The following is a 26,361-nucleotide window of genomic DNA, read 5'->3' as shown; positions in this document are numbered from 1 at the left end:
CCAAGACAGCTACCGAGCCCTGAGCGGGAGCACAGTTCCACTGTCTCTGAGGACCCCTCGACGCTTCGTGCGATGGGGAGAACGGCGGTTTCGAAGTATATTCGTTGAGTATCGGGAGATGGTTATCGAACCGCAGTACTATCCCGTTTCCTGCCGTACTCCCCACCGATGTACGATACCATCCTCATCCCGACGGACGGCAGCGACTCGGCCGCGGAAGCGGCGCGAAACGCCGTCGAACTGGCGAAGCGGTTCGACGCGACGATTCATGCGATGTACGTCATCGACATCGGCGCAATGTGGCCCGACGCCTACGAGGGGACCATCTTGAACGACCTCGAAGAGCGGGGGAAGAAAGCGGTCGCGGCGGTGCGCGAACCGGCGGAGGACGCCGGTATCGATGTCGTCGACGACGTGGTGACGGGTGGGCATCCACACCGCGTGATTCTGGACTACGCCGACGATAACGACATCGACTGCATCGTGATGGGTACCCACGGACGGCGCGGTCTCGACCGCTACCTACTGGGGAGCGTGACCGAGCGCGTCGTCCGAATGTCCGACGTGCCGGTGTTGACCGTCCACGAACCCGAGGAGTGACGCCCTTCTCTCCGTGCTCCGCGCGCCGACGCGACGATTCATGTGTTCTCCTCGCCTAGGTCGTTCGTCATGGCGGTTCCGCTCGTCGTCGCCGTCTTCATCGCGCTGGGTATCGGCGTTCTCATTGGCATCGAACGGGAGTGGAGCGACCCCGGCAACCTGTTCGCCGGGAGCAGAACGCTCCCGCTCATCGCCGGATTCGGCGCGCTCGTGCAGGCGTTCTTCCCGTCGCTCCTGCCGATAGCGGTCGTCTTCGTCGCCGGGCTGGTCGTCGTCGCCTACGTCGCCAAGGTGATGACGACGGGCGACATCGGGATGACGACGGCCATCGCGACGATGCTGACCTTCGTCTACGGCGCGATGGCGACCCACTCCGATACGGGACTCCGACTCGCCGTCGCCCTCGGAACGGTGACGACGGCGCTCCTCGCGGAGAAACGCACGATTCACGAATTCACCGCCCGCCTCAACGAAGCCGAGATGCGGGCGAGCTTAAAGTTCCTCATCGTTGCCCTCGTCGTCTTCCCGCTCTTGCCGCCGGAACGCATCGCCTTTCTGGGCGGGTTGCGCCTCCAGTTCGTCTGGTTGATGGTGGTCTTCGTCTCGGGAATCAGCCTCACGGGATACGTGCTCGCCACGCTCGTCGGGAACGAGGTGGGCTTCGAGGTGACGGGCGTGCTCGGCGGGCTGGTCTCGTCCACGGCGACCGCGGTTTCGATGGCTGGGAACGCGCGGCGCGACCCGTCCCTGGCCGGACTGTGCGGCGTCGCCACGGTCATCGCCTCGTTGACGATGTTCCCGCGGATTCTGTTGGAGGTCCTCGTCGTGAATCCGTCCCTGTTCGTCCCCGTCCTCCTGCCGGTCGTCGGGATGGTCGTCGTCGGCGTGGTGGTTTCCCGGGTGGTCTACCGCGGGGTCAGCGAGGACGTTCCGCTGGAGGCGGACGTCGAGAATCGGTTTCGCCTCTGGCCCGCGCTCCTCTTCGGGCTCTTTTTCGCGGTCGTCCTCGTCGCCACCACGACCGTCAGCGCCGAATTCGGGGCGACGGGCGTGTACTCGGTCGCCATCGTCTCCGGCCTCGTCGACGTGAACGCCATCACGATTTCGCTGAGCAACCTCGCCCGCGGCGGCACCATCTCGACCGCGACCGCGACGAGCGGCATCGTCCTCGCGGCCAGCGTCAACACGGCCGTCAAAATCGGAATCGTTTGGCTGTTCGGAACGCGGCGGTTGGGACGGTCCGTCGTCGTCTCCCTCGGTGCCGTCACCGCGGTCGGTATCGGTTTCGTCGCGCTGTCGTGAGAGTTCGACGCCGCTACCGGCCACCGCCGTCGAATAGAAACTATCTATTCCGACCGGAAAGCGAGCGCGCTCGTATTCGGCTTTCGTCGTCGGTACCCGACCGTGGTGCTTCGAAACGTCGTCGGAACTCGCTTCGGATGGCGGTTTCGTTCCATCTCTCCATTATCGTCTCACATTTCGCACACTGTTTCATCGAGCATCGTGTCCGAGTTCTTTTATATTATTCAAATAAATAAATATAACACGAATCTACTGTCTGTATTATATGTGATGGATGGCAAAAACAGTGGTCGGGAATCGGAAGTAAACGATACGAACGACGGATTCCACCTCGATCGTCGTCGTGCGCTTCAATTAACCGGACTGGGAATCGGAAGCATGGCGGTTCCGGGTCTCGGTTCGTCATCGGTCCGCGCGGCGGAGGAAGACGGGAAGTGCGCCGAGGGGCCGTTCGAACGAACGTACTCCGGAGGGTCGGTGAACTTCGGACGAATCGCGTCACGCCCGAAGCGAACGGCGACGGAAGCGAAAGAGGCGGAGGCCGGGGAACCCGCGAGCGAACGGGAGATAGAAGCGTCGCGGGCACACGGTCAACACGGGCGGCATCGACACGAGCAAAAACACGGGTGGGGCGACAACGAGGACGAACTGTCCATTCTCACCGAGTACGACGGCGTGAACGCCGAGCAAACGTCGGGCGGTGTCCCCTCCGACTCGCAAATCGCGGCCGGGTACGGCAAGGTGATTCACGCGCTCAACACGCAAGTCGCCGTCTTCAACAAGCGGTCCGGGCACAAGGAACTGTCCGTCCAGCTGAACGACATCTTCGCGCCGGTCATCGACGAACCGGAAGGCGGCTACGTCTACGGCGAACCGTTCGTCTTCGACCCCCGGGCGCGCTACGACCGACGGGAAAACCGGTTCGTCGTCGCCGCAGTCCAGTACGAACCCGGCATCACCGAGGACGGCGAAATCGTCACCCGCGAGGAGATGGAGGAGCGGGCGGGCGGCGAACCCGGCGAGGGTGAAGAGGGCGAGGACGGCGCGGAGACGGCCGCCGAAACCCTCGAACGGCCGCCACGGGGCTGGTGGCTCGTCGCCGTCTCCGAGACGCCTAACCCGAACGGGGAGTGGAACGTCTACCGGATTCCGCCGCTCGACAACGAGGGACTGGTCGACTATCCCACGCTCGGATTGGACCGCGACGCAATCTACCTCGCGCAGAACTTCTTCGGCGAGGACGTATCGGTGACGATGGTGACGCTCGACAAGGAGGCCATCTACCGCGGACGGGACACCACCGGCTATCACTTCACCGACTTGGATAACCCGAACGTCGAACGGGACGATTTTACCCTCCAACCGGCGCTCCAACCGTTCTCGGGCGGGCAACACGCGACGTTCTACCTGCTGGATTCCACCTTCCCGAATCCGACGGCGAGCGCGCTCACGATGTGGGAGTTGACCGACCCGCTCGACGACCCGACGCTGGAATGTCACACCGTTCCCGTCGAGGAATTCGCTTATCCGCCAACCGCCGAGCAACCGGATTCCGAAAAGCGCATCGACACGCTCGGCACGCGGCAGATGAACCTCGATTACAACGACGGCTCGCTGTGGACGGCCCACACCATCGCCTACGACTGGAACGGCAACGGCGAGACGGTCGCCGCCATCAAGTGGTACGAAGTGGACACCCGGACGCGACAGGTCGTTCAGAGCGGCGTGTACGGCGAACCCGGCACGTCGTACTTCATTCCGACCATCCAGTCGGACGGCGATACGACCATCATCACGCACAACGTGAGCGGTCCCGACACGTACCCGAGCATGGCCGTCGCGGGACGAACCGAGTGGTACGACCGGAACAAACTGGAGGATTCTATCGTCGTCGAGGAGGGTAAATCACGATACGACTACGGCGAAGGCGAAGAGGTCATGCGCTGGGGCGACTACAACGGTATCTCGGTGGACCCGCTCACCGGAACGTTTTGGACGGTGAGCCAGTACTCGCCGGACATCGACATCGACCCCGGTGCCGAAGAGCGCGACCCGTACCACACGCGTATCGCGGAAATCACGTTCGGCGGCGGGTGGGGTCACGGTCACGACGACCACGGCGGTCACGGCGACCACGACGACCGCGGTTGGTGGGACTGATACGACGGGTCCGAAATCCGGAAAACAACAGCGCTCGTTCTCTCTTCGACTCAATCGCCCTCGGAGCGTTCGCTCCGACCGTCGAGTCGTTCGGTTCCTGCCTCGGGACCTTCGCCGTCGGTTTCCGTTCGCTCGTCGGGCGTCCCGATCAGGCCGGCGTAGAGACCGGCCCACACGTTCGCTCGTTTCGTTCCGTTTCGTCCGTACATGGTCTCTCACCGAACCCCTTCGTCCCGCGGACGAAAGGATTCTTTAGGCTAGCCTAAAAACGTCGGTGGTAATAATCGTTTGGGTGGCCGGGACTCACCCGTCCGTCCGCGTCGGGTTGCGCTCGATGCGGTCGCCGAGGCGGTACACGGCGCGGAAGGCGACCAGCGCGATGGCGATTTCGAGCAGTCCGGTGACCGCGAACGCCGTCGTGAATCCGAGTCGGTCGGCGAGGCCGCCGCCGACGAGGAACCCCGTCAAGAACCCCAGACTTCCGGCGGCGTTGAACCCGGCCATGGCGACCCCTCTATCGCTCTCGCCCGCGATGTCGGTCACGAGCGCCATCGTCGCGGGCGAGACGAACGCGCCGCCGACGCCGACCGCGACCATCGCCACGGCCGCGAGCGGGACGGTCGGTGCGAGGCCCACGGCGACGATGGTGACGCCGTAGCAGACGGACCCGACGACGATGGGGACGAACCGGCCGATGCGGTCGGAGAGTTTGCCCAACGGGTACTGCAACAGGGCGAACGGGGCGAAAAAGAGCATGAGCATCAGCCCCGTCGCGCCCGCGTCGAGGCCGAACTCCGACTGGAAGTAGAGCGTCCCGACGAGGGCGAAAAAGCCCGCCGTGAGCCGGTCGATGAATCCGAACGCGTACGGAATCGACAGTTCGGGGCGCTCGCGGAGGCGTTTCAGGGCGGCCGCGGCGGTTCCCCGCGAGGACGACGGCACGCGGTCGTGTACCGAGCGGGCGAGCACCGCCGTTCCGACCATGAGGACGCTCGCGACGGCGAGCGGCGTCGTCGGATGAACTTCGGCGAGTTGGCCGCCTATCGGCGCACCCATCGCGGTTCCGAGACCGATGGCGATTCCGGCCGCACCCATGTTCCGCCCGTGGCCGCCTCGGAGGTCCATCAACATCGTCATCGAGAGCGAGAACGCCGCGATGGTCGCTGCCCCCTGCACCACGCGGAGCGCCAGCACCCCGCCGAACGGGACGCCCAGCGCCGGTGCCAGTGCGAGCGCGGCGTACCCGACCGCCGCGCCGACCGCACCGAAAACGACGAGCGGAACGCGGGTTCCGAGACGGTCGCTCAGGTGGCCCCAGATTCCGGCGCACACCACGAACGCGGCGAACTCGGCGACCAGAAACCACGTTCCGCCGTCGAGTTGTTCGCCCGCCCCGAGGTGGACCACGAGGTCCGGGACGCCGGGATAGAGGAGCACCTGTGCGAGCAGTACCGCCCAAATCACGGCGGCGAGACGGATGCGCTCGCCTCGCACGCTACGGACGCCATCCATCACCTGCGTCATCGTTCCGAATTGGGAGTGCGCCCGGAAAACGGTATCTACATCGTCGCACCACGGCGGCCGCGGCGCTCCGTCAGTTCACCACGCGCCGCTCGAGTAGGAGTTCGACGCCGAACCCGACCAACACGCTCGCGCTGGCGTAGCGGAGGAGGTCCCGGACGACGGCCCGTTCGAGTATCACCCGCCGCGCGCGACTGGAGAACGTCGCCAACGCCGCCTGATAACAGAAGCCGAGACAGCCGAACAGGACGCCGAGCGTGAATATCTGAACGGGGGCGTTCCCGCTCGATTCGACGAACTGCGGGAGGAAGGCGAGGAAGAACACGGCGACCTTCGGATTGCTGACGTTGATGACGAACGCCTGCCGGAACGACTCGGCGTGCGATTGCGGTTCCCCGTCCGAGGCGATGTCGAACTCGTCTCGATTCCTGAACGTCGTCACGCCGAGATAGAGGAGGTACGCCGCGCCGACGAGTTTGACGGCGGTGAACGCGAGGGCCGACGCCTTGAGGAGGGCGGACAGACCGAGGACGGCGGCGGTCGTGTGAACGAGACACCCGGTGGACGTTCCCGCGGCGGCCATCACCCCGGCGGTTCGGCCGTCGCTGATGCTCCGTTTTAGCGTGTAAATGCTGTCCGGTCCTGGCGCGACGTTCAGCGCGAGCGCGGCCGGGACGAAGGCCACGAGAACGCTCGTATCGACCATACGAAGGGAATAGGTGCGACGGAGATAAACGCTAGGTCGATGGCAAATAACGGGTTCATCCACGACGACCGGGCGCGGAAGGAAGCCACAAAAGCCACCACGGTGGACGAATTTGTGTAATTACGGGCCATGTCACGAACGGAGTCGGACGACCAGTTGGGTTTCGAGGGCAACGTCGATTACCTCGGACGCGCTATCCGGGCGCTCGTCCCCCAGTGGGTCGCCCGGCGGAGCGTCGCGGTTTCCGTCTCGGTTCCCGAGGCGCGGTACGCCGTCGGCGACGAAATTCCCATCACCGTGACGTTCGAGAATCGAAGCCCGTTCCCCGTCGTCGTCGAAACCCCGCGCCAGCGCCTCTGGGCGTGGGAGGTGGACGGCGAACTCGAAGCCAGCGACGAAGCCTACTACGTCCGAAACCGTCCGAACGCGTTCTACTTCCGGGCGAGGGAGAAAAAGCGAACGACCGTCCGGTGGGATGGACGATTCGCACGAAGTGACGAACGGTCCCGGCATCCCGCCGACCCCGGCGAGTACACGGTCGCCGCGTACCTCGCCACGGAGGACGAACGACCGCGGGACGAGACGACCGTCACGATTCGGTAGCTACTGCTGAATTCCGTCGAGCACGTCGTCCCGGTGACGGTGACAGGCGGCGTCGTGCGGCGCGGTTCCGTGTTCGGTCGGAACCTCGTACTCGGGGACCTGTCTCGCACAGATGCTCTTCTCGGCGAACGACTCGCTCAGCAGGTCCGTCGCGCCGTCCCAGTCGCCGTTCACGATGCGACCGGCCGCGTCGTCCACGATTCGTCCCGCGTCGCCGTGCGGTTTCTCGCCGTCGAAGAAGCGGTTCACGATGTCCGCCTCCGTCGTCGGTTCGAACGACCGTCGCTGGACTTCCCGAAGGAACGCCCGCGTGTTCTCCCACTCCTCGTGGGAGAGGTCGTACTCCTTCGGCGCGATGAGCTTCGGACACCGGGTTCGGAAGCGACACCCGGACGGCGGGTCGATGGGACTCGGTACGTCGCCTTCGAGGACGCCGCGGGTCCCCTCCAGTCGCGGGTCGGGAACGGGAATCGACTCCAGCAGAGCCTGCGTGTAGGGGTGCTGTGGGTTCTCGTACAGTTCCTCCTTCTCCGCGAGTTCGACCAACTGTCCGAGGTACATGACCGCCACGCGGTCGGAGATGTGGCGGATGACGCTCAGGTCGTGGGCGATGAACAGGTAGGTCAGGCCGAACTCGTCCTGCAGCGACCGCATGGTGTTGAGCACCTGCGCCTGAATGGAGACGTCGAGAGCGGTGACGGGTTCGTCACAGACGATGAAGTCCGGGTTCACGCTCAAGGCGCGCGCCAGATTCACCCGCTGTCGCTGCCCGCCGGAGAAGGCGTGCGGATGGCGGTTGTAGTGTTGCGGGTCGAGACCGACCTTTTCCAGCAGTTCGCGCGCCCTCTCCTCCCGTCCCTCGGAGTCGTACATCCCGTGGGCCTTCATCGGCTCCTCGACGATGGGGCCGATTTTCATCCGCGGGTCGAGCGAGGACTGCGGGTCCTGAAATATCATCTGCGCGTCCTTGCGCTGGGCTCGAAGCTTTTCGCCGCTCAACTCGGTCAGGTTCTCTCCCTTGAAGTACACCGTCCCGCCGGTCGGTTCGACCAGCCGGAGGATGGCCCGCGCGAGCGTCGATTTGCCACAGCCGGACTCGCCGACGAGGCCGAGCGTTTCGCCCTTCCGAATGGTGAACGACACGTCCTCGACGGCGCGGACCGGCTTTTGCTCCCCGAATACCCCCGACAGGAAGCCGCCGCTGTCGCTGAAATGTTTCGTGAGGCCGTCCACTTCGAGAAGCGGTTCACCCATATTCGGTTCCTCGTCGGCCACTTTTTCCGTCGCCATCGAATCACTCACGGTCAGTCACCCTCCTGCGGGTCGGTGACGACATCACCCGTGATACCCGTCTCGGCGCGAATCTCGATGGGGTCGCTGAACTCGTAGCCCACGTCGAAGGCGTCGTGTTTCACGCACGCCGCCTTGTGCGTGTTTTCGCCCTGGTCCGACACCTTCCGACAGTCGGGATGGACCTCCGTGCAGATTTCGCGGGCGTCGGGACAGCGGGTGTGGAACCGACAGCCGCGCGGCGGGTCGATGGCCTCGGGCATGACGCCCCGAATCGGATTCAATTCCTCGACGGTCTGGTCGGGGCGGGGCATGGAGTCCAACAGCGCCTCGGTGTAGGGGTGTTTCGTGTCGTAGAACAGGTCGTCCGCGGTCGCCTGTTCGACGATTTCGCCGAGGTACATCACGTTCACGCGGTCACAGAGTTCGGCGACCACGCCCATGTCGTGTGTGACCCAGATGAAACTCGTGTCGTACTTGTCCTGTAGCTCGTCCACGAGCGAGAGGATTTGGCCCTCGACGGTCACGTCGAGCGCCGTCGTCGGTTCGTCCGCGATGATGAGACTCGGCTCGCAGGCCAGCGCCATGGCGATGAGCACGCGCTGGCGCATCCCCCCGGAGAACTGGTGGGGGTAGTTGTCGTACCGTTCCACCGGTTCCGGGATGCCCACCTCGCGGAGCATGTCGATAGCCTCCTCCTTGGCCTCGCTCTTCGAGAGGCCGCGGTTGAGTTTGATGAACTCCCGAAGCTGGTTGCCCACCGTGAACACCGGGTTCAGGCTCTCCATCGGGTCTTGGAAGATGATGGCGATTTCGCGGCCGCGAATCCGTCGGCGCATCTCGTCGTTCGAGAGCATCTCGTCGCGTTGGCGGAGTTCGCCGTCCGGACCTTCTTCGAGGCCGAACAGCACCTCGTCGCGGAACCGAACCTCGCCGCCGACGATTTCGCCGGGCGGGTCGATGAGGCGTAAGATGCTCTGTGCGGCGACGCTCTTTCCGGCCCCGGATTCGCCCACGAGGCCGACGATTTCGCCTTCCTTTACGTCGAAGGAGATGCCGTCCACCGCGCGGACGACGCCCTCCTCGGTGAAAAACTGCGTCTTCAGGTCGTCGATGTGTAACAGTGTATCAGTCATGGTGTCTCCATCAGTTCTTGATTCGCGGGTCGAGCGCGTCCCGCAGGCCGTCACCGAGCAGGTTGAACCCCATCACGGTGACGAGGATGGCGAGTCCCGGCCAGAGGCTGAACCACGGGTCGGGAAGCATGTAGCCGCGCGATTGACTCAGCATCTGCCCCCACGACGGCGTGGGGGGCTGTGCGCCGAACCCGAGGAACGAGAGTCCTGCGACGATGAGGATGCTGATGCCGACCTGCAACGTCGCTTGCACGAGGACGGGCGCGAAACTGTTGGGAATCACGTGCCGGAGGATGATGTTCCGGTCGCGGACGCCCGCCGCTCTCGCCGCCTCGATGTACTCTTCCTCCCGGACGCTGACCACCCGCGACCGAATCAGGCGGGCGAACACCGGAATCGTCGTGATGCCGACGCCGATCATGGCGAACGTCAGGTCGCGGCCGAACGCGGCCATGAACGCGATGACCAAGACGAGGAACGGAATCGCGTACAGCGTCTCCACGAAGCGCATCAGCGCGTCGTCTATCCACCCGCCGTGATACCCGGCGACGGCACCCACGAGCGTCCCGCAGATGAGCCCGAACCCGGTCGAGACGATGCCGACTTGCATGGCGATTCGAGAGCCGTAGACGAGTCGGACGAGGATGTCTCGACCGCGGTGGTCGGTTCCGAGCGGGTACTCCCACAGCCCGGAGCCGAACGTGTTGCTCGTCCACGCTGGGGGACGCAGAATCTTGGCGTTCGCCGGGTCGTTGACCGGGTTGTGCCAGAAGCTACTGATGATGGCGTAGTCGAAGAGCTTCGCGTCGACCCACGCGAAGACCGCGACCAAGAAGATGAAGCCGATGATGTAGAGCCCGATTCTCGCGGTCGTATCCTTGCGTATCTGGCTGAGGGTGTACCGCCACCCGACGCGGGCTTCGACTTTCCCCTCGTCGTCGGCCTGTTCGTTCCTGCTCGCGTTGCGAACGTCCGTCGAACTCGCTTCTCCTGTTCCCATCTTAGTCCACCTCGTCGTAAGTCACTCGCGGGTCGATGTACGCGTACGAAAGGTCGGTTATGATGACGCCCAGGATGAACGTCAGACCGAAGAATATCGTCGTCCCCATGACCAGCGGGTAGTCCTGATTGTTGATCGCCGTGATGATGAGCCGTCCCATCCCGTTGATGTTGAACACGGTTTCGGTCAGCACCGCCCCGCCGAGCGCGGACGTGAGTTGCAGTCCGACGACCGTAATGACGGGCAACTGTGCGTTCCGAAACGCGTGTTTTCTGACGATGGTGCGCTCCGCGACGCCGTAGGCGCGCGCCAGCTTAACGTACTCCTGTTGGAGCACCTCCAGCATGGACGACCGTTCGATTCGCGTGATAGCGGCCATCTGGAGCGTTCCGAGCGAGAGCGTCGGGAGCAACAGGTGGGTGAACGTCTGCCAGAGCACGTCGCCCCGGGAGGACGCCCCCTCGACCGAACTCGGACTCGCCCACGGGAGTACCAGCCCCGTCGCCGGAAACCAGTTCAGGTAGTACGCGAAGATGATGATGAGCATCAGTCCGATCCAGAACGACGGCGTGCTGACGCCGATGAGGGCGACGACGCGGGACACGTGGTCGGTCGGTTTGTTGCGCCGTTTGGCCGAGACGATACCAAGCGGGATTGCGGCGACGAGTGCGAACGTGAAACTCGAAAGCATGAGCAGGAGCGTCACCGGCAGTCGCTCCATGATCTTCTGCGTCACGGGGACTCCGTAGTAGATGCTCTGGCCGAGGTTCCCCTGCGCGACTGAAGCGAGGTAGTTCACGTATCGCACCGGAAGCGGTTGGTTCAGGCCGTACTGTGCGCGTATCTCGTTGACCATCTCCGCGCTCGGTGACGGCCCGAGCATTATCTGAACGGGGTCGCCCGGTATCGCGTTCGTCAACAGGAACGTTATCGTGACGATGCCGATGAGGACGGGGATGGCCTGCAACAAGCGTCGAATCGTATAGCGGAGGATTCCCATGTGTATTGTCAATCAGTCGTACCGAAAGGGGATATCGAGCTACTGCGTCCCGATGGAGGCGTTGGTGTAGCTCGTCGAGAGGACGAAACTCGACACCGGGTGCGCTTTGAATCCCTTCACTTTGTTCTTCACCCCGAAGCTGTTCTTCAGGTTGTAGGCGGGAAGGTGGGCCCGGTCGTTCAGCATCTTCGTGATGGCCGTGGTGTACAACCGTTTCCGTTTGGCGTGGTCCGCGGACTGCCGGGCTTCCACGATCTTCTTGTTGATGCCGTTGTAGAAGGTGCCGTCGTTCGTTCCGTGTGCTTCCTTCGTGAAGAAATAATACGTGAACGCGTCCGGGTCCGGACTTCCGGACCATCCCAGCGTGTACATGTTGTAGTCGTTCGGATCGCCCGACACGAACTTGTCGAGGAAGGTACCCCAGTCGAGGCGCTGAACGTTGGCGTTGTACCCCGCTTCCTTCAGTCCGTTCGCCACGGTGACGCCGAGTTGCTGGCGCTTGTTGTCCGGCGGAACGATGATCTTGGCGTTCCAGTTGTTCGGAACCTTGTCCGAACTGTCCAACATCGACTTCGCCTTGTCGATGTTCTTATCGTGGGCGATGTTCTTCCACTTCTTCGTCGGGAATCCCCACTTGTCGGCGATCTGTTTCGGGAACGGACTGTACTGTCGAACGCCGGTCGGTTCGACGAAGTTCGACACCGCTTGATCCATGTCGAAACAGTAGTCGATGGCCTCGCGGACCTTCGGGTCCGTCGTCGGTCCCTTCTTACAGTTGAACGCGAGGTAGAAGTAGCCCATCCCGAGGACCTCCTGAATGGACGCGTCGTTCATGTTCTGGACCTGTTTCCACAGTTTCGGCGGGATCTCCTCGATGACGTCGTTTTCGTCCGTCTGCAGACTCGTCAATCGTGTCGTCGGTTCCTCGACGGGGACGAATTCCACCTCGGAGAGGTTCGGCTCCGGCTTTCCCCAGTAGTCGTCCCACCGCGTGACTTTGGCGAAATTACCCTCCTGCCAGCCGTCGAATTTGAACGGCCCGGAGCCGACCGGATTCTTCTTGTTGAACTTCTTTTTGTTCTTCTCCCTGACGCTCTTCGGAACGATGTTTGCGGTCAGGACGGTCATAAACGGGCCGTACGGGTACTTCAGGTCGAACTTGACCTTGCGTTTCCCCATCGGGGTGACCGAATCGATCATCGAGAACGTCGAGGCGTTCTCCGTCTCCTCCTTGACGGGCGCTTCGAAGGTGTACTTCACGTCCTCGGGCGTCATGGAGTCCCCGTTCTGGAACTTTACCCCTTTTTGCATCTCGACGATGTACGTCTTCCCGTTGTTCTTCACCGTCGGTTCCCCGGTCGCGATGTGGGGAACGATTTTGATGCCCGAGTCGTACGTATACAGCCCCTCGAACACGCGGTCCGATACCTGCAGGGAGGGGACGTCGTTGAGGACGATGGGGTCGAATTCGATGGGGCTTTTGACTTGCGCCATGTTTAGCTTCCCGCCACCACCGCCGCCCTGTTGACTTCCGGTACAGCCAGCCAGTGCCGCGGCACCGGTCGCACCGAGGCCCTGGAGGAGCCGTCGTCGCTTTATCGAGTCTGGTATGGTGCTTTTTTTCGTCATGTTTTCTGTGATTCGTTGGTTGGTTCGCCGCTCGTCCGCAGTCCGCGGATGTGAGCAACTGTCGAATCTTTTTTACTGAGCCAACCATTGTTATTGGGTGCCTGAAACGACTGGTCGAAAGCGGTAAGCACGGCCTACGACGTTCGTTCCATCAATGATAATAGAAAGAATATGTCGTCGATGCGGGACTGAACCGACGAAAAAGAATTACTCGCGCCGTCGTAATTATTGTTCCGTTTGGTTGTGATTATGACTTGATTTCGAGAGACGTGTCAAATCTGACGACAATTTCACCCAGCGCAACCGACGACCCGACACTCGGGCGTCCGCTCACTTCGTCCGGGTGAACTCGGACCGGAGCGCCCACGTATCGCCGGAAACGAAGGGCGAACTGGGACGACCGGCACCTCGCCAGAGCGCATCGATAGGGTCGGCCAACGCCTTCCGTACATCCACGTCGTAGTTTTCGACCGTGACCGGAAACGGAGCGAGTATTCCTTCATTAATAATGTTGTTTTCCTCGGGCGCTCCCTCGACGGCCGTCGAATCACCCGCCTCCTTTCCGCTCGCATCGAGATGAAGCCCGTCCGTGCCGAACACGCTGAGTGCGACGTGAACCGGAGCCATACGCTGGTGATAGGCGAGGACGCGCAGATACCGACGGACGCACCGCGTCAGTCCGAGTTCGAGAGTTCGACCGTCGAGTCGCGGTGCGTCGGACTCCGACGACTCGAACGGAATCGCCGAGACGGACTCGACGACACCGTTCGAAAAGAGGTGCGCGTAGCCCGCGGGGGCGTCGCGTTCGTCGGCCTCGACGACGGCCCCGAACCCGTCGCCGGTCCACGACCCGCGCGCGCCGTCGCGCCCGAGGACGGGGAGCTGTTTCGGCCGCGACGGGTCGGCCTCCGGCAGGACGCTGTGGCCCCCGAGGTCGATGGCGTAGCCGTCGTCGTAGACGCCGGTGGGGACGACGTGGACGACGATGCCCCGCGGCGACTCGAAGTCGAAGTACCCCCTGCCGTCGATGACGGTTTCGAGTCGTCGCTGATGGAGCGCCGTCGCTTGCTCGTTCGACCCACCGGCGTACTTCGCCGCCATAACCGCGTCTCGATAGCTCATTCGCTACCGTTGCAAATCCGCGAAGACGGTTAAGTGGACTGATAGACCAGTTCGGGATGTCGTCCATCCGAACAGTATTAGTTTTCTCACTGACTGTACCGAAACGTGACCGACTTCAGCCCTCCTTCGAACTCTTTTCTCCCCTCGTCTTCCTCCCGTCGGCGCTTCCTCGGTGCCGTCTCGACCGCCGTCGCGGGTACGCTCGGTGGCTGTAGCGCCGTCTATCCCGCCGCCACGACGACGGTTTCGAGCGACGACTGGCCGCTCGTCGGGTACGACCCGGCGGGAAGCGGCTACAAACCGGACGGACTCTCGCTCCGGTCGAAGCCCGACGTTCGTTGGAAACGAACGCCGCGGACCGTGTTCGGAACGCCGTCGTCGCCGCTCATCTACGACGGGACGGTCTACACTGCCAGCGGCGACCTTCTCGCCGTGGACGTGGCCGACGGCACGACGCGGACGCTGTTCTCGGAGTTACACGGGCAGTTCCCCGCCATCGCGGCCGACACCGCCTACCGCAATGAGACGGTGATTTCGACCGACGGACGGCGCGTCTCCGCGGTCAACCCGTCGTCGGACCTCCGCGGCGAGCTTCGATATCGGTGGCGGACGCCCGCGCCGGAGTCGTCTTTCGCGTCGTCGTTCTTCCCGTCGAGCGACGGGTCGCCGCCGGTGGTCGCGGACGGACTGGTGTTCGTCCCGGCCCACCTCGACGAGCGCTCCCTGCTCGCGCTGGACGCGAGCAGCGGGGCCGAACGGTGGCGCTACCGGACCGATGGAATGGCCTCGCGGGCGTCCGTCCACGACGGCACCGTCTACGTCGCGACGTGGCTCAACGAGTTCGCCGCGCTCGACGCCGAGACGGGTGCGGTCCGGTGGCGACGACAGCCCTTCAAGCAGGTCCTCACATGGGGCTACGTGACCGCCGCGGACCACGGCGTGTACGGCGTCCGCGACGACTACGCCATCGCCTTCGAAGCCGAGAGCGGTGACCGCCGCTGGTTCCGCCACCTCGACGGCGACAGCGAGTACGCCGAGATACAGGGGTCGCTGACCGTCACCGACGACGCGGTGTTCGTGCAAGTTGAGCGGGAGAAGGGAATGGTTCTCCTCGCGCTTGACCCCCAATCCGGGCGGACCCGATGGTCCGCCCGCGTCGGCGGCCACGAAACGACGCCCGTCGTCGCCGGAGAGACGGTCTACGCCCCGGACCAATCGGGGCTGGTCGCGCTCGATGCGAAGACCGGTCGGCGGCTCTGGACGTTCCCGACGAAAGGCGACCCGTCCTCTCCGGCGGTCGGCGGCGGCGCGCTGCTGTTCACCGACGGGTTCGCGCTCTACGCCTTGGAGGCATCCCGATGAGCGAAAACGACCGGATTTCGGGGGCGGGAGTCAACCGCATCGGCTCGCCGTCCGACGAGGACATCAGCGCCTTCGGACTGCTCGAAGGGAGCGTCAGGGACCTCCGAACGCGGCCGTCGCTCGCCCTGCCGTTCCTGTTGATAGGCATCGTTCTCGCCGCCCTCAACCTCGTTCGACTCCGCGACCCGGTTCCGGTACAGCTCGAAACCATCGGTCGCTACGGCGTCGCCCATCTCACCGTCCTTTCCCATCCCGGTTCCGTGCAGCTCGTTACCCGACCCGTCGGCGCGGTGTTCGGCCTTCGTCTCCTCCCCGTCGCCGGAATCGCTGCGGTATGGCTTGCCTCGCTGACGGCGACGGCGGTCGCGGTCGCCGCCGTCGTCGCCCTCGTCGATGACGATTCCGTCTCGTCGCGTGACGTCGCGTCGGTAACCGCCTATCTCGCCGGTCTGCTGGCCGTCCTCTCGTTGGTGGCCGCGACGGGCGCGGCGTTCGGGTTCGTCGGGAAGCTCGCCGCTTTCCTCGCTTTCGTGTTCGTTTCGGTGCGGCTGTTTCCCGCGCCGGTTCTGGTGGCCCGGGGTGCGTCGATACGGAACGCGGTTCGGCGGAGTTCCGCCGCGGTGTCCGGCCACGGTCTGTCGGTCCTCGGATTTTCCGTGCTCGTCGGGACGTTCCAGTTCTGGCTCGGAAGCCTTCCGCTGCTCGACGCGTCCAGCGCGTCCCTATCGCTCCGAGTGGCGCTCGGGACGTTCCTCGCGGTCGCTGTTTTCGCACCGTTGGCGACGCTCGGAGCGGTTCGGGTTGCGGCGCTCGCGTCCGACGAGTGAGTCACTCGCCGAACTCGTCGATTCGACCGTGGACGTACGCACACCACTCGTCGAGCGTTCGGTGCATGAGCGCTTTCGCCTCCGACAGGGGCGTCGGTTCGTGGCGATAGACGTGCCCTCCGCCGTCGAGGAGGTGGCGGCGTCTGCTCGCCAACCCCTTCTCGCGCAGGGTCGCAAGCGACCGCGAGACGTTGCTTCGGTCGCGGCCGGTCGTCCGCGCCAACTCCTCGGTCGTGCTGTTCGGGCGCTCTAAGAGCGCCAGATACGTTCGACTCTCGTGCGGTTGGATGGAGAACACGCAGGTCAACACGTCTTCGAACCCCGGCTCATCCGCGAGCATCAGGCTTCGGAATCGTTGTGGGTCGGGGTCGTTCATGAGTGAGCAGACCACACGAACGACGATAAACGTCCCAGTTACCTTCAACTCACCCCGGTCGTGCATTCCCGACGCACGTGCGTCCCGACCGCACGCACGCCGAATCGACTTATCCCGATTCGCGGTAGTAACGTGTGATGGCAACCGACACAGCGACCGAACGAGCGGCGGAAACGACGGCGAATACGGACGGCGCGTGGCAAGCGGGCGTCGCTTCGGGACTCGTCGCGGGGGCGGTGATGGGCGTCATGCTGACGATGCGAATGCGGCCGGTCATCGAACACGCCATTCCCGCCCTCTGGGGACTCGACGGCGGATTTGCCGGATGGGTGATACACATGGTAAACGCGGCCGTCTTCGGCCTCGTGTTCGCCGCGATTGCGACGACGCCGCGCTTTCGAACGCCGACGGATTCCGTCGGGACATCCGCGCTGGTCGGCGTCGGGTACGGCGTCCTGCTCTGGGTCGTCGCCGCCGTCCTCGTCATGCCCGTCTGGTTGCAGGCGGTCGGCTTCCCGATGGCACCTCCCGTCCCGAACGTCAACCCGACCAGTCTGATGGGTCACGCCGTCTTCGGACTGGTGTTGGGTGCGCTGTATCCCGTCGTCCGAAATCGGTGATCGGAGTTCGTCGTCGAACGCCGCGACGGCTCTCCGCTCACCCGTACGTCCGTTCGAGGTGGGAGCGGATGTCGTCGACCGTCGAGGGGTCGTACGTCCAGAAGCCGAAAAAGCGGCCTTCGTCGCGCTCCTCGGCAACCAGCGCGCATTTTTGCCGCTCGTCGCCGCCGCCGTCGTAGACGATGAACCACACCGAACCGATTTCGCCCGTCTTCCTGGCACGATAGGTCGTGTTTCGAATCCTCGGGGGTTGCCAATCCGCCCGCCCGTAGATGTGGACGTCGAGGCTCGTCTCGAGCGCGAGGCGACGGTACACGTCCGTCTGTGCGCGAAACGCGGACAACGACTGGAAGCCGACGTGGAGCGTCCCCTCGCCGACGCGCCACGCGCGGTCCTCGAACTCGCGGCTCGTCGCCAGCATCTGGCGACGGTCGAACGACGAGAACAGGGTCCGGTCGAGCAGGGCCAGCAGGTCGCGGAACGCGGACGGGTCGAACTCGTCGCTCCACGGGATGCGGACAGGTGGCGTGAGAAACTCTCGAAGCGACGTCAGCCCGATTGCACCCTTGAATCCGTCGCGGTCGCGGATGACGAGGAACTCGTCCGGGCCGACGCCTCGAAGCCGATTGTACCGCACCGTGACGTTTTTCGTCTCGAACTCGTCGGCGATGTCGGTGGACGGGTCCTCGCTGTAGACGACGAGCGTCTTTCGGTTGCGTTCCACATCGGCGATGGTTTCCCGAAGGTCCATTTGAACGTCCTCCCGTGACAGTCAGTTCGGATACTCGTTCCGTCGCGCCCAGCGAAGCAGTCTTGCGACTGGGTAGGCTAGCTCGGGGAGTACGAGTCCGTCTCCGCTCGAATCGTATCCGGCGAGTCCCGCCTTCCGTAGCATGTGGACGTGCTCGTGGCGTAGTTCCGTAATCAACCGGTTTCGGTCGTCCGGCGTCGCCATTCGATACTCGCTCGCGTAGAGCCACCCGGTGAGAACGTCGGCCAGTTCGTCCATCGAAACCCGGTCCCACTCCATCAGCGCGTAGACGGCGTACCGACGGCGACGGTTCGCTAACGCTCGGTACACGTCGTCGTCGAGCGACGGGTCGAGAAGAATGTCGTACAGCGTGTCCTCCGAGTCTTTCTCCATCCCGATTCCTCCATGCTCACACCCACGCCGCGAACGTCAGTAAGCGTTCCGTCCGGCCCGCTATCGCATTCGGGTATCGAGCAGGCGGCTCGCCGTAAAGAGCATGACGCTCCCGACGAAGGCGACGGTCGAGACCGCCAGCACGCTCAGTCCGGTTCCGGACGTGTCGAACGGTCCCTGCGCTCCGGCGGTCGTGTACTGTTGAATCGTCTCCACTCCGGCGTACCCGAGGAGGAAGAACGCCACCGTTATCGTGAGGAGCAGCGCGCCGCCGATGAGGCCGTAGAACGACGCCATCTCCTCGACGCTCAGGAGTTGACGCATCCGGCGCGTGCTGAGGTCCGACTCGTTGATGAGGATGGTCGCCGCGACGGCGACGTGTCCCGCCGCCGCGCCCGCTTCGAGGAGGAGGACGAGCACGCCGGGCATCAGGATGATGGGCGAGGACGTGAGCGGCGTCCCGCCCGGAAACAGCGCCGCGACCGATTCCGAATAGCCGAGCGTTATCGGTCCGACGAGCGAGAGCGCGAGGAGCACGACGCTCTGCCACGCCAGTTTCGTCGAGATACGTTGGTCGAAGAGGCTGTTCCGTCGGACGCGCAGTCGCTCGTAGGGCGAGCCGTGGAGGATTGCGTCCGCGATTCTGTCGTCGAAGTAGTCGGTCTGTTCCGTCACGGTATCACGACCGCCAAGCGGCCGTTTTCACTCGATATTCACCTCGCAGGTTTACCTGTATCGGTCCGCCGAACGGCCATTTTTCGGACGATTCGCGGAATTGGGACAACGAAATCGACGGTTCAACTCGGTGACGGCGGGACGTCGGTTCCGCGGCGGCGTCCGCCCCTCGCGTGACGTCGGACCCCCACGTTCATTGTCACCGCCGGACAGGGTGAAAACGAATGACGGAGTACGACACAATCGTGGTCGGCGTCGGCGGCATGGGGAGCGCGACGGCGGCCCACCTCGCCGAGCGCGGGCAGGACGTATTGGGACTCGAACGCTACGACGTACCGCACTCGATGGGGTCGTCCCACGGCCTGACGCGAATCATCCGAAAGGCGTACTACGAACACCCGGATTACGTCCCGCTGCTCGAACGTGCCTACGAGTTGTGGGACGAGTTGGACGCGACCCACTCGACGCAACTGCTCCACAAAACCGAGTGCGTCGTCGCCGGACCCGAGGGAAGCGAGAAGGTCGCCGGTGCGCGCAAATCCGCCGAGGAGCACGGATTGGAACACGAACTGCTCTCCGGTGCGGAACTCGGCGAGCGCTATCCCGGCTACGACCTCCCCGACGAGTTCGTCGCGGTCGTCGAACCGGACGGCGGGTTCCTCCACGTCGAGCAGTGCGTCGTCGCCCACGTGAACGCGGCCCACCGACACGGCGCGGAGATTCACGCGCGGGAGGGTGTCCTCGACTGGGAGCCGACCGCCGACGGCGGCGTCCGCGTCGAGACGGCAGAAGACAGCTACACCGCCGAAGCGATGGTCGTCGCGGCGGGCGCGTGGGCCGCGAATTTGCTCCCAATGCTGGAGACGGAGGCGGTGCCGGAGCGACAGGTCTTGGGGTGGTTCCAGCCCGAGCATCCCGAGCGGTTCCGACCCGATTCGTTCCCCGTCTTCATCGTGGAGTGCGAGGAGGGCTACTTCTACGGCTTCCCCGAGTACGGCGTGCCGGGGTACAAGGTCGGTAAGTACAACCACTTCCACGAGGAGGTGGACCCGGACGACGTGGCCGCGCCGACGCCCGGCGACGAGCGCGTCCTCCGGGATTTCACGGAACGCTACTTCCCCGACGCGGCGGGACCGACGATGCGCTTGGAGACCTGCATGTTCACCAACTCGCCGGACGAACACTTCATCATCGACACGCTTCCGGACTACCCACAGGTCGTCGTCGGCGCGGGCTTTTCGGGTCACGGGTTCAAGCTGTCGAGCGTCGTCGGCGAGATTCTGGCGGACCTCGCCATCGACGGCGAGAGCCGCCACGATATCGAGTTGTTCTCGCTCGACCGGTTCTGAGACGGCTAACCGACTGGAGACCGCCAATCGTGCTTAGGGTCCGTTCGCTTCGATTCGGCGGCCGACCCAGAACCCGAACAGGGGGAAGACGGTTCCACCGACCGCCAGTATCCACACCGCCGGGTCGAAGAAGGTCGTCGCTTTCGACGGGGAAGACGCGAGCATCCACACTGGAATACCGACGACCAGTATCGAAAAGCCGACGAAGGCCATCCTGACGTACGGGTTGGAGAGCAGGTTCACGAATTCCACGAGCGACTGTGATTTAATATTTCTTCCTACGGGATGGTTCTCATTCCGTCACTCGAACCGTTCCACGCTGAACGTCTCGATATCGACCGATTCACCCCGCATTTCGTTCGCGACCAGTTTGCCGCTGTACGGCCCGAGTTGCAGACCCGTCGCGCCGTGGCCGGTCGCCAGATGGACCCCTTCGACGGTCGGAACCGCGCCCAACACGGGTAACTGGTCTGCCGAGCGCGGACGAAGCCCGACGCGAACCTCGTCCATTTCCGCGTCGGCGAGGCCGGGCGCGACGCGGAGCGCCTCGCCGAGCACTTCGTGAACCCCTTCGGCCGTCGCGCGCGGTGCGAACCCCGACCCGACTTCGCGGGTCGCGCCGACCGCCACGCGGTTGTCCGGCCACGGGACCATGTAGTGGCCGTGGAACGGGCTGAGGATGGGCCACGACGACGTGTCCGTCTCGCCCAAATCGAGGTGGATGATCTGCCCGCGCTGGGGTTCGACGGGGATCGACACGCCGAGCGACTCCGCGAAGCGGGGCGACCACGCGCCACCCGCGACGGCGACCGAATCCGCTTCGTACCGCTCGCCGTCCGCGGTTTCGACGCCCGTGACCGCGCCGTCCTCGTGGTCGATTCGGGTCACGTCCCCGTCGAGGACGGTGAGCCCGTGGCTTTCTCCCGCCCGGAGCAACGCGCCGGTGAACGTCCGGGCGTCCACCCGCGCGGCCCCGTCGTAGGCGCGACACCGACGGGTTTCGGCGATTGCGGGGAACCGCGATTGCGCCTCCGACGACGAGAGTTCTTCCGTCGTTCCGGGCGCTGGTTGACCGTACTTCTCCTGTCGCTCCCGAATCCGTTCGGACGCCGCGTCGTACTCCGGTACTTCGTCCTCGTCCACCGCGACCGAGAGTAGAGAACAGTCGGAGTAACCCGTCTTCCCGTCCTGTTCGTTTTCGAGGGACTCGACCAGTTCGGGGTAGTACGCCGCCGCGTCGAGCGCGAACTCGAACCACCGGTCCGAGGCCGTGCGACTGCTGGTCGCGGGCGAGATGATTCCGGCACCGGCGTCGGTCGCTCGTCCGGTATCGTGGCGGTCGACGAGGAGCGCGTCCACGTCCTCCCGTGCGAGGTGGTACGCGACGGAGGCGCCGACGATTCCGCCTCCGACGACGATTGCATCGTACATGACCGGGCATTGAGCGTCCACCACCTCGTTCCTATGGGTACCGACAATCCGGAACGCGGGAGCATCGTTCGAACGAACCGAAACCGGCCGCCGACGCGTCGGTAGTCCAGTACTTATCAGTAGTAAATGGTATGGTTTAGTGGCTAATAGTACTCCTCAGTGTGAAAATCTATGATTCAGTGTTCTCCGCTAGGAGTCAGTATCTCGAATATTCGCCGTCGCTTGCGTCGTTCGCGGTAGTTCGTGCGAGAATCGTCCCGAGCATCCGTCGTCGAGCGGACGAGCGCGTTCGTTCTCGTCTCGCCGCCGAACGCTATCCCAAATCCGGGTCGGTATCGACGAACCGGTCAATCTTCTCCGGTGCACGCCAGTCGGTCGTCAGTTCGAGCAGTTGGACCAGAATCCGGCCCGTCGCGCCCCAGACGGTGTAGCCGTCGACGTGGAAGTAGTGGATGACCACCTCGCCGTAGCGCGGATGCTCGCGGTACTCGTTCTCGTAGTTGTCGAAGTCCGTCAGTTCCGAGACGGGGAGCACGGCGATTTCGGCCACCTCGCGCTCGTCGGGGTCGTACTGCCGGTCGGGAATCCGAACGACGAACGGGCTTATCGAATAGTGGGTTATCGTTCGGATGTCGTCCAGTCGGCCGACGCCGTCGACCTCCTCCGGTCGAAGACCGATTTCCTCGTTGGACTCCCGAACCGCCGTCTCCCAGAGGTCCGCGTCTCCGGGTTCGTGCCCGCCGCCGACGAAACTCATCTGCCCGGGATGTTCGCCGAGGTGATCCGCCCGCTTCGTGAAGAGAAGGGCTGGGCCGTCGTCGCGGGCGATAACCGGAACGAGGACGGCGGCCTCGCGCTTCTCGTCCGTGACCAACCGTGGTTCGTGGTCGGCCACCCGACCGAGGTTCATGTGTTTTCGTTGCTCCCTCCGGCCTTAATTTGCCCGGTCGGGATGCGACTCGTCCAACCGCTCGCGCACGTCGTCCGCTTCGACCGGTGCCCACGCTTCGAGGTCGTAGCTCACGTCCACGAGATACCGGGCGCGCTCCTCGTCGGCCGTTTCTGCCTCGGTCGCCAATCGCTTCCGTACCCGTTCCCCGAGTCGCTCGCGGTCGGTCGTCCGCTCGGGGACGTCCATGATGTGCGGCAGGTCCTCGCCGTTCTCGGGCAGTGCGGGGAACGCAACCGGTCCGGGAACGAGGACGGTCTCCCCGTCGGCGTCGGCTTCGACGAGGTAGAAGTCGCGCACGCCGTCCTCGATGACCGCCTCGAACACCGACACGTCCACTTCCTTGCCCTGCTTGAACGCCAGTTCGGCGAGTGCGTCGGCCAGTTCGGCGCGCGTCAGCGCCCCGAACATATCGACCACGCCCGCGAGTTCATCTTTCGTCTCGCTCATTACCGGGAAGCGTCGGGCGGTCGATATTAGTGTTGGCGTTCCGGGCACCGAAGTATAAGAAATCAGACAGAGAGGTCGTCGAACGAGTCAGACGAGATAGAGGAAGTTGTGGACGCCGAGAAAGCCGTACCATGCGCCAGCGGCGAGATACGTCGTCGTCCTGAAGGCGGCGGGGTACCCTTCGGGGGTCCACGACTCCGGGAACAGTCGCTTGATGAGGAGGCCGCTCTCCGCCAGAACGACGACGCCGACGACGGCGAACACGAGCGTGAGGAACGACCCCCCGACCGTTCCGAACCGCCCCATGAGCGTTCGCGTGAGCCACACCGATTCGAACACGTCGGCTCGAAGGTGGAGGACGGTAACCGTGCTCACCGCGTCGAGCGTCTTCCCCCCGACGAGAATCGCCAACAACCAGACGCGGTTCGGGGCGGCCGTCGGCCACTCCCCGCGCGTCTCTAACCACCCCACGGAACTGTTCGACATGGACTCGACAACGGCCGAACGGGTCTTTGTTATGTCACGGTTAAGTTCGAATTAGGAGCGCTCTGTCGGGGAAATTCGGAATTAACGGGTCGTTAGCGGGGGAGAACGGGGAGCGAAACGGCTTTCAGACGCTCTCTCAACACATTTCTCATGCACGAGTTCGTCCTCCCGCCAGCCCTCGAACCGGGAGATTCCGTCGCGGTCATCGCACCCGGAACCAGCCACGCGGCGCTGTTCCCGCACGTCTACGAACTGGGACTGGACCGCCTCGAATCGGAGTTCGGACTGACTCCCGTCGAGTTTCCCACCGCGACGAAATCCCCGGAGTGGCTGTACGACCACCCTGAAGCGCGAGCGGAGGACGTAATGGACGCCTTTGCCGACCCCGACATCGCGGGCATCGTCGCGGTCATCGGCGGTGCGGACCAAGTTCGCATCCTGCCGCACCTCGACACCGACGTGCTCCGCGAGAATCCGACGCGGTTCTACGGCACGAGCGACAACACGAACCTTCAGACGGTGCTCTGGAACGAGGGCGTCGTCTCGTTTTACGGCGGCTGTCTCTTCACCGAGTTCGCCATGCAGGGGTCGATGCACGACTACACGGTGGAGTATCTGGAACGGGCCACGTTCGAGGATTCGTTCGGTGAACTCCGCCCATCGGACCGGTTCACCGACGAGGATTTGGACTGGGCGGACCCCGAGAATCTCGATGAACACCGCGAGATGGAGCCGAATCCGGGGTGGCGGTGGCGCGGCGGAACCGAGCGCGTCACCGGCCGAACGTGGGGCGGCTGTCTGGAGGTCGTGGACCAGCAGTTGTCGGTGAGTCGTTATCTGCCTGACCCGGAGGAGTTGGACGGTGCCGTCTTGCTCCTCGAAACCTCCGAGGAACTGCCCACCGAGTTCGACGTTCGATGGACGCTCATGGGGATGGGCGAGCGCGGACTCCTCTCGCGGTTTTCCGCGGTTCTGGTCGGACGGGCGAAGGCGCGGTCGCACGAGGTGGCGCGACCGCCGGACGAACGGACGGCGTACCGCGAACGCCAACGCGACGCTATCGCCGACCTCGTCGCCGAATACAACCCGGACGCCCCGGTCGTCTTCGACCTCGATTTCGGCCACACGGCCCCCGTCGCGCCGGTTCCGGTCGGCGGCGAGGTGACGGTGGACCCCGAGAACGAGCGAATCAGGTTCGAATACTGATAACAAGGTTCTAATAGCGTTTGGGTCCTGGATTAATACATGACCGTCGTCAGCGTCTCCATGCCGGACGAGTTGCTCTCCAGAATCGACCAGTTCGCCGACGAACACGGCTACACCGGCCGGAGCGAAGTCGTCCGCGAGGCCAGCAGAAACCTCCTCGGCGAGTTCGAGGACCGCCGCCTCGAAGACCGCGAACTGATGGCCATCGTCACCGTGCTCTTCGATTACGAGACGACCAACGTCGAGGAGCGGATGATGCACCTCCGTCACGAACACGAGGGACTCGTCGCTTCGAACTTCCACAACCACATCGGCAATCACCACTGCATGGAGCTGTTCGTCCTCGAAGGAACGTTGGAGGAAATCTCCGCCTTCGTCGGCCGGATTCGAGCCACGAAGGACACGCTCACCGTCGATTACTCCGTGACGCCCGTGGACGGGTTCAGTCCGCTGGCCGACGCCGAGTAAGATACTCTATTCGACCAGCCGAACCGTATCGCCCACCGAGACGTCCGATGCGCTTCCGGCAGGCAGTTCGAACAGCGTGTCCGCTTCCGCTTTTCCCAATCCGGTCCACGCGGACAGCCGTTTCACCTGCTGGACTTCGCCGTCCACCGCCCACACCCCGTCGAGCGGAAACGGGACGAACACCATGTGGACGTCGCGGGCGTCCACGTCGTCGAACCGGAACGCGAGGGCGTAATCGTCGGGAATCGACCGGCGAAACATCAGTCCCTTCGCTTGCGAGAGAAACGAATCCGCCGTCTCGACATCGTTCGCTAGCGTCTCCGACCGTCCGTCCGATTCGTGTACGACGCGCACGTCGGGAACTCCTCAGCCAGAAGACAAAACGTTTGTGCGAGCGCGCCGCTACGAGTTCAGCATGGAGAAGACACCGACGGGCACCGCCGTCGGCGTGGACGACCCGTACGAGCACGTCGGACTCTGCGACCACCTCACCGACGAAGGGAACTGCCGCTACGCCTTCGACCATCCCCAACACGACCCGGAGTTCGCCCGCGAGCGCCGGGCGGACGACTTCGCCTGCCCCGTCGCCGACCCCGACGGCGACTGGTCGTGGCGCGACTGCCCGCACTTTCGCTGTCGGAATCACGACCGCCAGTGCGTCCGCTGCGGCCTCGAAGAGCGGCGGATGGCCCACTCCGACGAGCGCCTGCTCCTCGAAGAACATCACCTCTCCTACGCCGGGGGCGGCGAGACGCTCTCGCACGAAATCACGGTGTGCCTCTGTCGCTGGTGTCACGCGAAGGTCCACAACTCGTGGGCGAGAATCGACGACGACGTGAACCCCGACCCGGAGGCGATGGCGGAATCGGAAGGACGGCGGAGCACGGAACAAGCCGAAACCGCCTTCGAAACCGCGGCGGAGCGATACGACCGCGAGAAGTGAACGTTC

Annotated in this window: 30 protein-coding genes; 11 read left to right on the top strand and 19 right to left on the bottom strand. The window is 64.1% G+C overall.

Going from position 1 to position 26,361, the window contains the following annotated elements; genetic code table 11:
• Positions 1-168: 168 nt before the first annotated feature.
• The 3 genes from V5735_RS06765 (at position 169) to V5735_RS06755 (ending at position 4,062) form a co-directional block, all read left to right on the top strand.
• Positions 169-600, top strand: a complete 432-nt coding sequence (locus V5735_RS06765; RefSeq protein ID WP_423745654.1) for a universal stress protein — start codon at positions 169-171, stop codon at positions 598-600.
• 69 nt (positions 601-669) lie between these two features.
• Positions 670-1,902 carry an MgtC/SapB family protein gene (locus tag V5735_RS06760; RefSeq protein ID WP_423745653.1) on the top strand — a complete coding sequence of 411 codons (1,233 nt, stop codon included), beginning with the start codon at positions 670-672 and terminating at the stop codon, positions 1,900-1,902.
• A gap of 270 nt (positions 1,903-2,172) precedes the next feature.
• A complete protein-coding gene (locus V5735_RS06755; protein WP_423745652.1) occupies positions 2,173-4,062 on the top strand; it encodes a hypothetical protein in 1,890 nt (629 codons plus the stop codon).
• A gap of 50 nt (positions 4,063-4,112) precedes the next feature.
• On the opposite strand, the gene V5735_RS06750 is transcribed toward V5735_RS06755, so the two are convergent.
• From V5735_RS06750 to V5735_RS06740, 3 genes are all read right to left on the bottom strand, one after another.
• Entirely contained in the window at positions 4,113-4,271 is a 159-nt protein-coding gene (locus V5735_RS06750) for a hypothetical protein (RefSeq protein ID WP_007981860.1), read from the bottom strand.
• 94 nt (positions 4,272-4,365) lie between these two features.
• Positions 4,366-5,586, bottom strand: coding sequence for an MFS transporter (locus V5735_RS06745; RefSeq protein WP_423745651.1), 1,221 nt, complete (start codon positions 5,584-5,586; stop codon positions 4,366-4,368).
• Between the two features lie 70 nt (positions 5,587-5,656).
• Positions 5,657-6,289, bottom strand: coding sequence for a LysE family translocator (locus tag V5735_RS06740; protein WP_423745650.1), 633 nt, complete (start codon positions 6,287-6,289; stop codon positions 5,657-5,659).
• 129 nt (positions 6,290-6,418) lie between these two features.
• On the opposite strand from V5735_RS06740, the gene V5735_RS06735 reads away from it, so the two are divergent.
• Complete coding sequence (locus tag V5735_RS06735; protein WP_423745649.1) at positions 6,419-6,892, top strand: hypothetical protein; 474 nt, start codon at positions 6,419-6,421, stop codon at positions 6,890-6,892.
• On the opposite strand, the gene V5735_RS06730 is transcribed toward V5735_RS06735, so the two are convergent.
• From V5735_RS06730 to V5735_RS06705, 6 genes are all read right to left on the bottom strand, one after another.
• The gene (locus V5735_RS06730) at positions 6,893-8,182 is read right to left on the bottom strand and encodes an ABC transporter ATP-binding protein (protein ID WP_423746000.1); all 1,290 of its coding nucleotides are present in this window, start codon (positions 8,180-8,182) and stop codon (positions 6,893-6,895) included. It lies immediately after the preceding gene.
• A gap of 14 nt (positions 8,183-8,196) precedes the next feature.
• On the bottom strand, positions 8,197-9,318 hold the full coding sequence (locus V5735_RS06725) for an ABC transporter ATP-binding protein (protein ID WP_423745648.1): 1,122 nt from the start codon (positions 9,316-9,318) through the stop codon (positions 8,197-8,199).
• A gap of 10 nt (positions 9,319-9,328) precedes the next feature.
• Positions 9,329-10,318, bottom strand: coding sequence for an ABC transporter permease (locus V5735_RS06720; RefSeq protein WP_423745647.1), 990 nt, complete (start codon positions 10,316-10,318; stop codon positions 9,329-9,331).
• Position 10,319: 1 nt separating this feature from the next.
• A complete protein-coding gene (locus V5735_RS06715) occupies positions 10,320-11,318 on the bottom strand; it encodes an ABC transporter permease (RefSeq protein WP_423745646.1) in 999 nt (332 codons plus the stop codon).
• 39 nt (positions 11,319-11,357) lie between these two features.
• Complete coding sequence (locus V5735_RS06710) at positions 11,358-12,947, bottom strand: ABC transporter substrate-binding protein (protein ID WP_423745645.1); 1,590 nt, start codon at positions 12,945-12,947, stop codon at positions 11,358-11,360.
• A gap of 330 nt (positions 12,948-13,277) precedes the next feature.
• Positions 13,278-14,069, bottom strand: coding sequence for a hypothetical protein (locus V5735_RS06705; protein ID WP_423745644.1), 792 nt, complete (start codon positions 14,067-14,069; stop codon positions 13,278-13,280).
• 105 nt (positions 14,070-14,174) lie between these two features.
• Between V5735_RS06705 and V5735_RS06700 the strand changes: the two genes are divergently transcribed.
• Complete coding sequence (locus V5735_RS06700; protein ID WP_423745643.1) at positions 14,175-15,431, top strand: PQQ-binding-like beta-propeller repeat protein; 1,257 nt, start codon at positions 14,175-14,177, stop codon at positions 15,429-15,431.
• A complete protein-coding gene (locus V5735_RS06695) occupies positions 15,428-16,258 on the top strand; it encodes a hypothetical protein (protein ID WP_423745642.1) in 831 nt (276 codons plus the stop codon). Before V5735_RS06700 ends, V5735_RS06695 begins: the two co-directional genes overlap by 4 nt.
• A 1-nt stretch (position 16,259) precedes the next feature.
• Here V5735_RS06695 and V5735_RS06690 read toward each other — a convergent pair whose 3' ends face one another.
• Complete coding sequence (locus tag V5735_RS06690; RefSeq protein WP_007981838.1) at positions 16,260-16,634, bottom strand: helix-turn-helix domain-containing protein; 375 nt, start codon at positions 16,632-16,634, stop codon at positions 16,260-16,262.
• 137 nt (positions 16,635-16,771) lie between these two features.
• On the opposite strand from V5735_RS06690, the gene V5735_RS06685 reads away from it, so the two are divergent.
• Complete coding sequence (locus V5735_RS06685) at positions 16,772-17,254, top strand: histidine kinase (RefSeq protein ID WP_423745641.1); 483 nt, start codon at positions 16,772-16,774, stop codon at positions 17,252-17,254.
• A 37-nt stretch (positions 17,255-17,291) separates the two neighbouring features.
• Here the strand turns inward: V5735_RS06685 and V5735_RS06680 are convergent, their stop codons facing one another.
• The 3 genes from V5735_RS06680 to V5735_RS06670 are packed head-to-tail and all read right to left on the bottom strand — an operon-like array spanning position 17,292 to position 19,073.
• Entirely contained in the window at positions 17,292-18,005 is a 714-nt protein-coding gene (locus V5735_RS06680) for a DICT sensory domain-containing protein (RefSeq protein WP_423745640.1), read from the bottom strand.
• 21 nt (positions 18,006-18,026) lie between these two features.
• On the bottom strand, positions 18,027-18,398 hold the full coding sequence (locus V5735_RS06675; protein ID WP_423745639.1) for a DUF7344 domain-containing protein: 372 nt from the start codon (positions 18,396-18,398) through the stop codon (positions 18,027-18,029).
• A 60-nt stretch (positions 18,399-18,458) separates the two neighbouring features.
• Entirely contained in the window at positions 18,459-19,073 is a 615-nt protein-coding gene (locus V5735_RS06670; protein ID WP_423745638.1) for a hypothetical protein, read from the bottom strand.
• Between the two features lie 224 nt (positions 19,074-19,297).
• Between V5735_RS06670 and solA the strand changes: the two genes are divergently transcribed.
• Positions 19,298-20,422: an N-methyl-L-tryptophan oxidase gene (gene solA / locus V5735_RS06665; protein WP_423745637.1), complete on the top strand. Its 1,125-nt coding sequence runs from the start codon at positions 19,298-19,300 to the stop codon at positions 20,420-20,422.
• 33 nt (positions 20,423-20,455) lie between these two features.
• Here solA and V5735_RS06660 read toward each other — a convergent pair whose 3' ends face one another.
• From V5735_RS06660 to V5735_RS06640, 5 genes are all read right to left on the bottom strand, one after another.
• On the bottom strand, positions 20,456-20,665 hold the full coding sequence (locus V5735_RS06660) for a hypothetical protein (protein WP_423745636.1): 210 nt from the start codon (positions 20,663-20,665) through the stop codon (positions 20,456-20,458).
• A gap of 57 nt (positions 20,666-20,722) precedes the next feature.
• Positions 20,723-21,853 (bottom strand): NAD(P)/FAD-dependent oxidoreductase, encoded by a 1,131-nt coding sequence (locus V5735_RS06655; protein WP_423745635.1) that lies wholly within the window; start codon positions 21,851-21,853, stop codon positions 20,723-20,725.
• A gap of 313 nt (positions 21,854-22,166) precedes the next feature.
• Positions 22,167-22,763, bottom strand: coding sequence for an NUDIX hydrolase (locus V5735_RS06650; RefSeq protein ID WP_423745634.1), 597 nt, complete (start codon positions 22,761-22,763; stop codon positions 22,167-22,169).
• Between the two features lie 24 nt (positions 22,764-22,787).
• The gene (locus tag V5735_RS06645) at positions 22,788-23,252 is read right to left on the bottom strand and encodes a DUF7109 family protein (protein WP_423745633.1); all 465 of its coding nucleotides are present in this window, start codon (positions 23,250-23,252) and stop codon (positions 22,788-22,790) included.
• A gap of 87 nt (positions 23,253-23,339) precedes the next feature.
• Entirely contained in the window at positions 23,340-23,738 is a 399-nt protein-coding gene (locus tag V5735_RS06640) for a hypothetical protein (RefSeq protein WP_423745632.1), read from the bottom strand.
• 150 nt (positions 23,739-23,888) lie between these two features.
• On the opposite strand from V5735_RS06640, the gene V5735_RS06635 reads away from it, so the two are divergent.
• Both V5735_RS06635 and V5735_RS06630 read left to right on the top strand, forming a co-directional pair.
• Positions 23,889-24,944 carry a S66 family peptidase gene (locus V5735_RS06635; RefSeq protein ID WP_423745631.1) on the top strand — a complete coding sequence of 352 codons (1,056 nt, stop codon included), beginning with the start codon at positions 23,889-23,891 and terminating at the stop codon, positions 24,942-24,944.
• A 39-nt stretch (positions 24,945-24,983) separates the two neighbouring features.
• A complete protein-coding gene (locus V5735_RS06630) occupies positions 24,984-25,412 on the top strand; it encodes a CopG family ribbon-helix-helix protein (protein ID WP_007981810.1) in 429 nt (142 codons plus the stop codon).
• 6 nt (positions 25,413-25,418) lie between these two features.
• Here the strand turns inward: V5735_RS06630 and V5735_RS06625 are convergent, their stop codons facing one another.
• Entirely contained in the window at positions 25,419-25,766 is a 348-nt protein-coding gene (locus tag V5735_RS06625; RefSeq protein ID WP_423745630.1) for a DUF192 domain-containing protein, read from the bottom strand.
• Between the two features lie 61 nt (positions 25,767-25,827).
• Between V5735_RS06625 and V5735_RS06620 the strand changes: the two genes are divergently transcribed.
• Entirely contained in the window at positions 25,828-26,355 is a 528-nt protein-coding gene (locus V5735_RS06620; protein WP_423745629.1) for a DUF7097 family protein, read from the top strand.
• Positions 26,356-26,361: the final 6 nt, after the last annotated feature.

The organism is Haladaptatus sp. SPP-AMP-3 (assembly GCF_049568665.1).
Lineage (GTDB): Archaea > Halobacteriota > Halobacteria > Halobacteriales > Haladaptataceae > Haladaptatus > Haladaptatus paucihalophilus.
The sequence above is the reverse complement of the archived record's forward strand: the minus strand, read 5'-3'. Positions and strand labels throughout refer to the sequence as shown.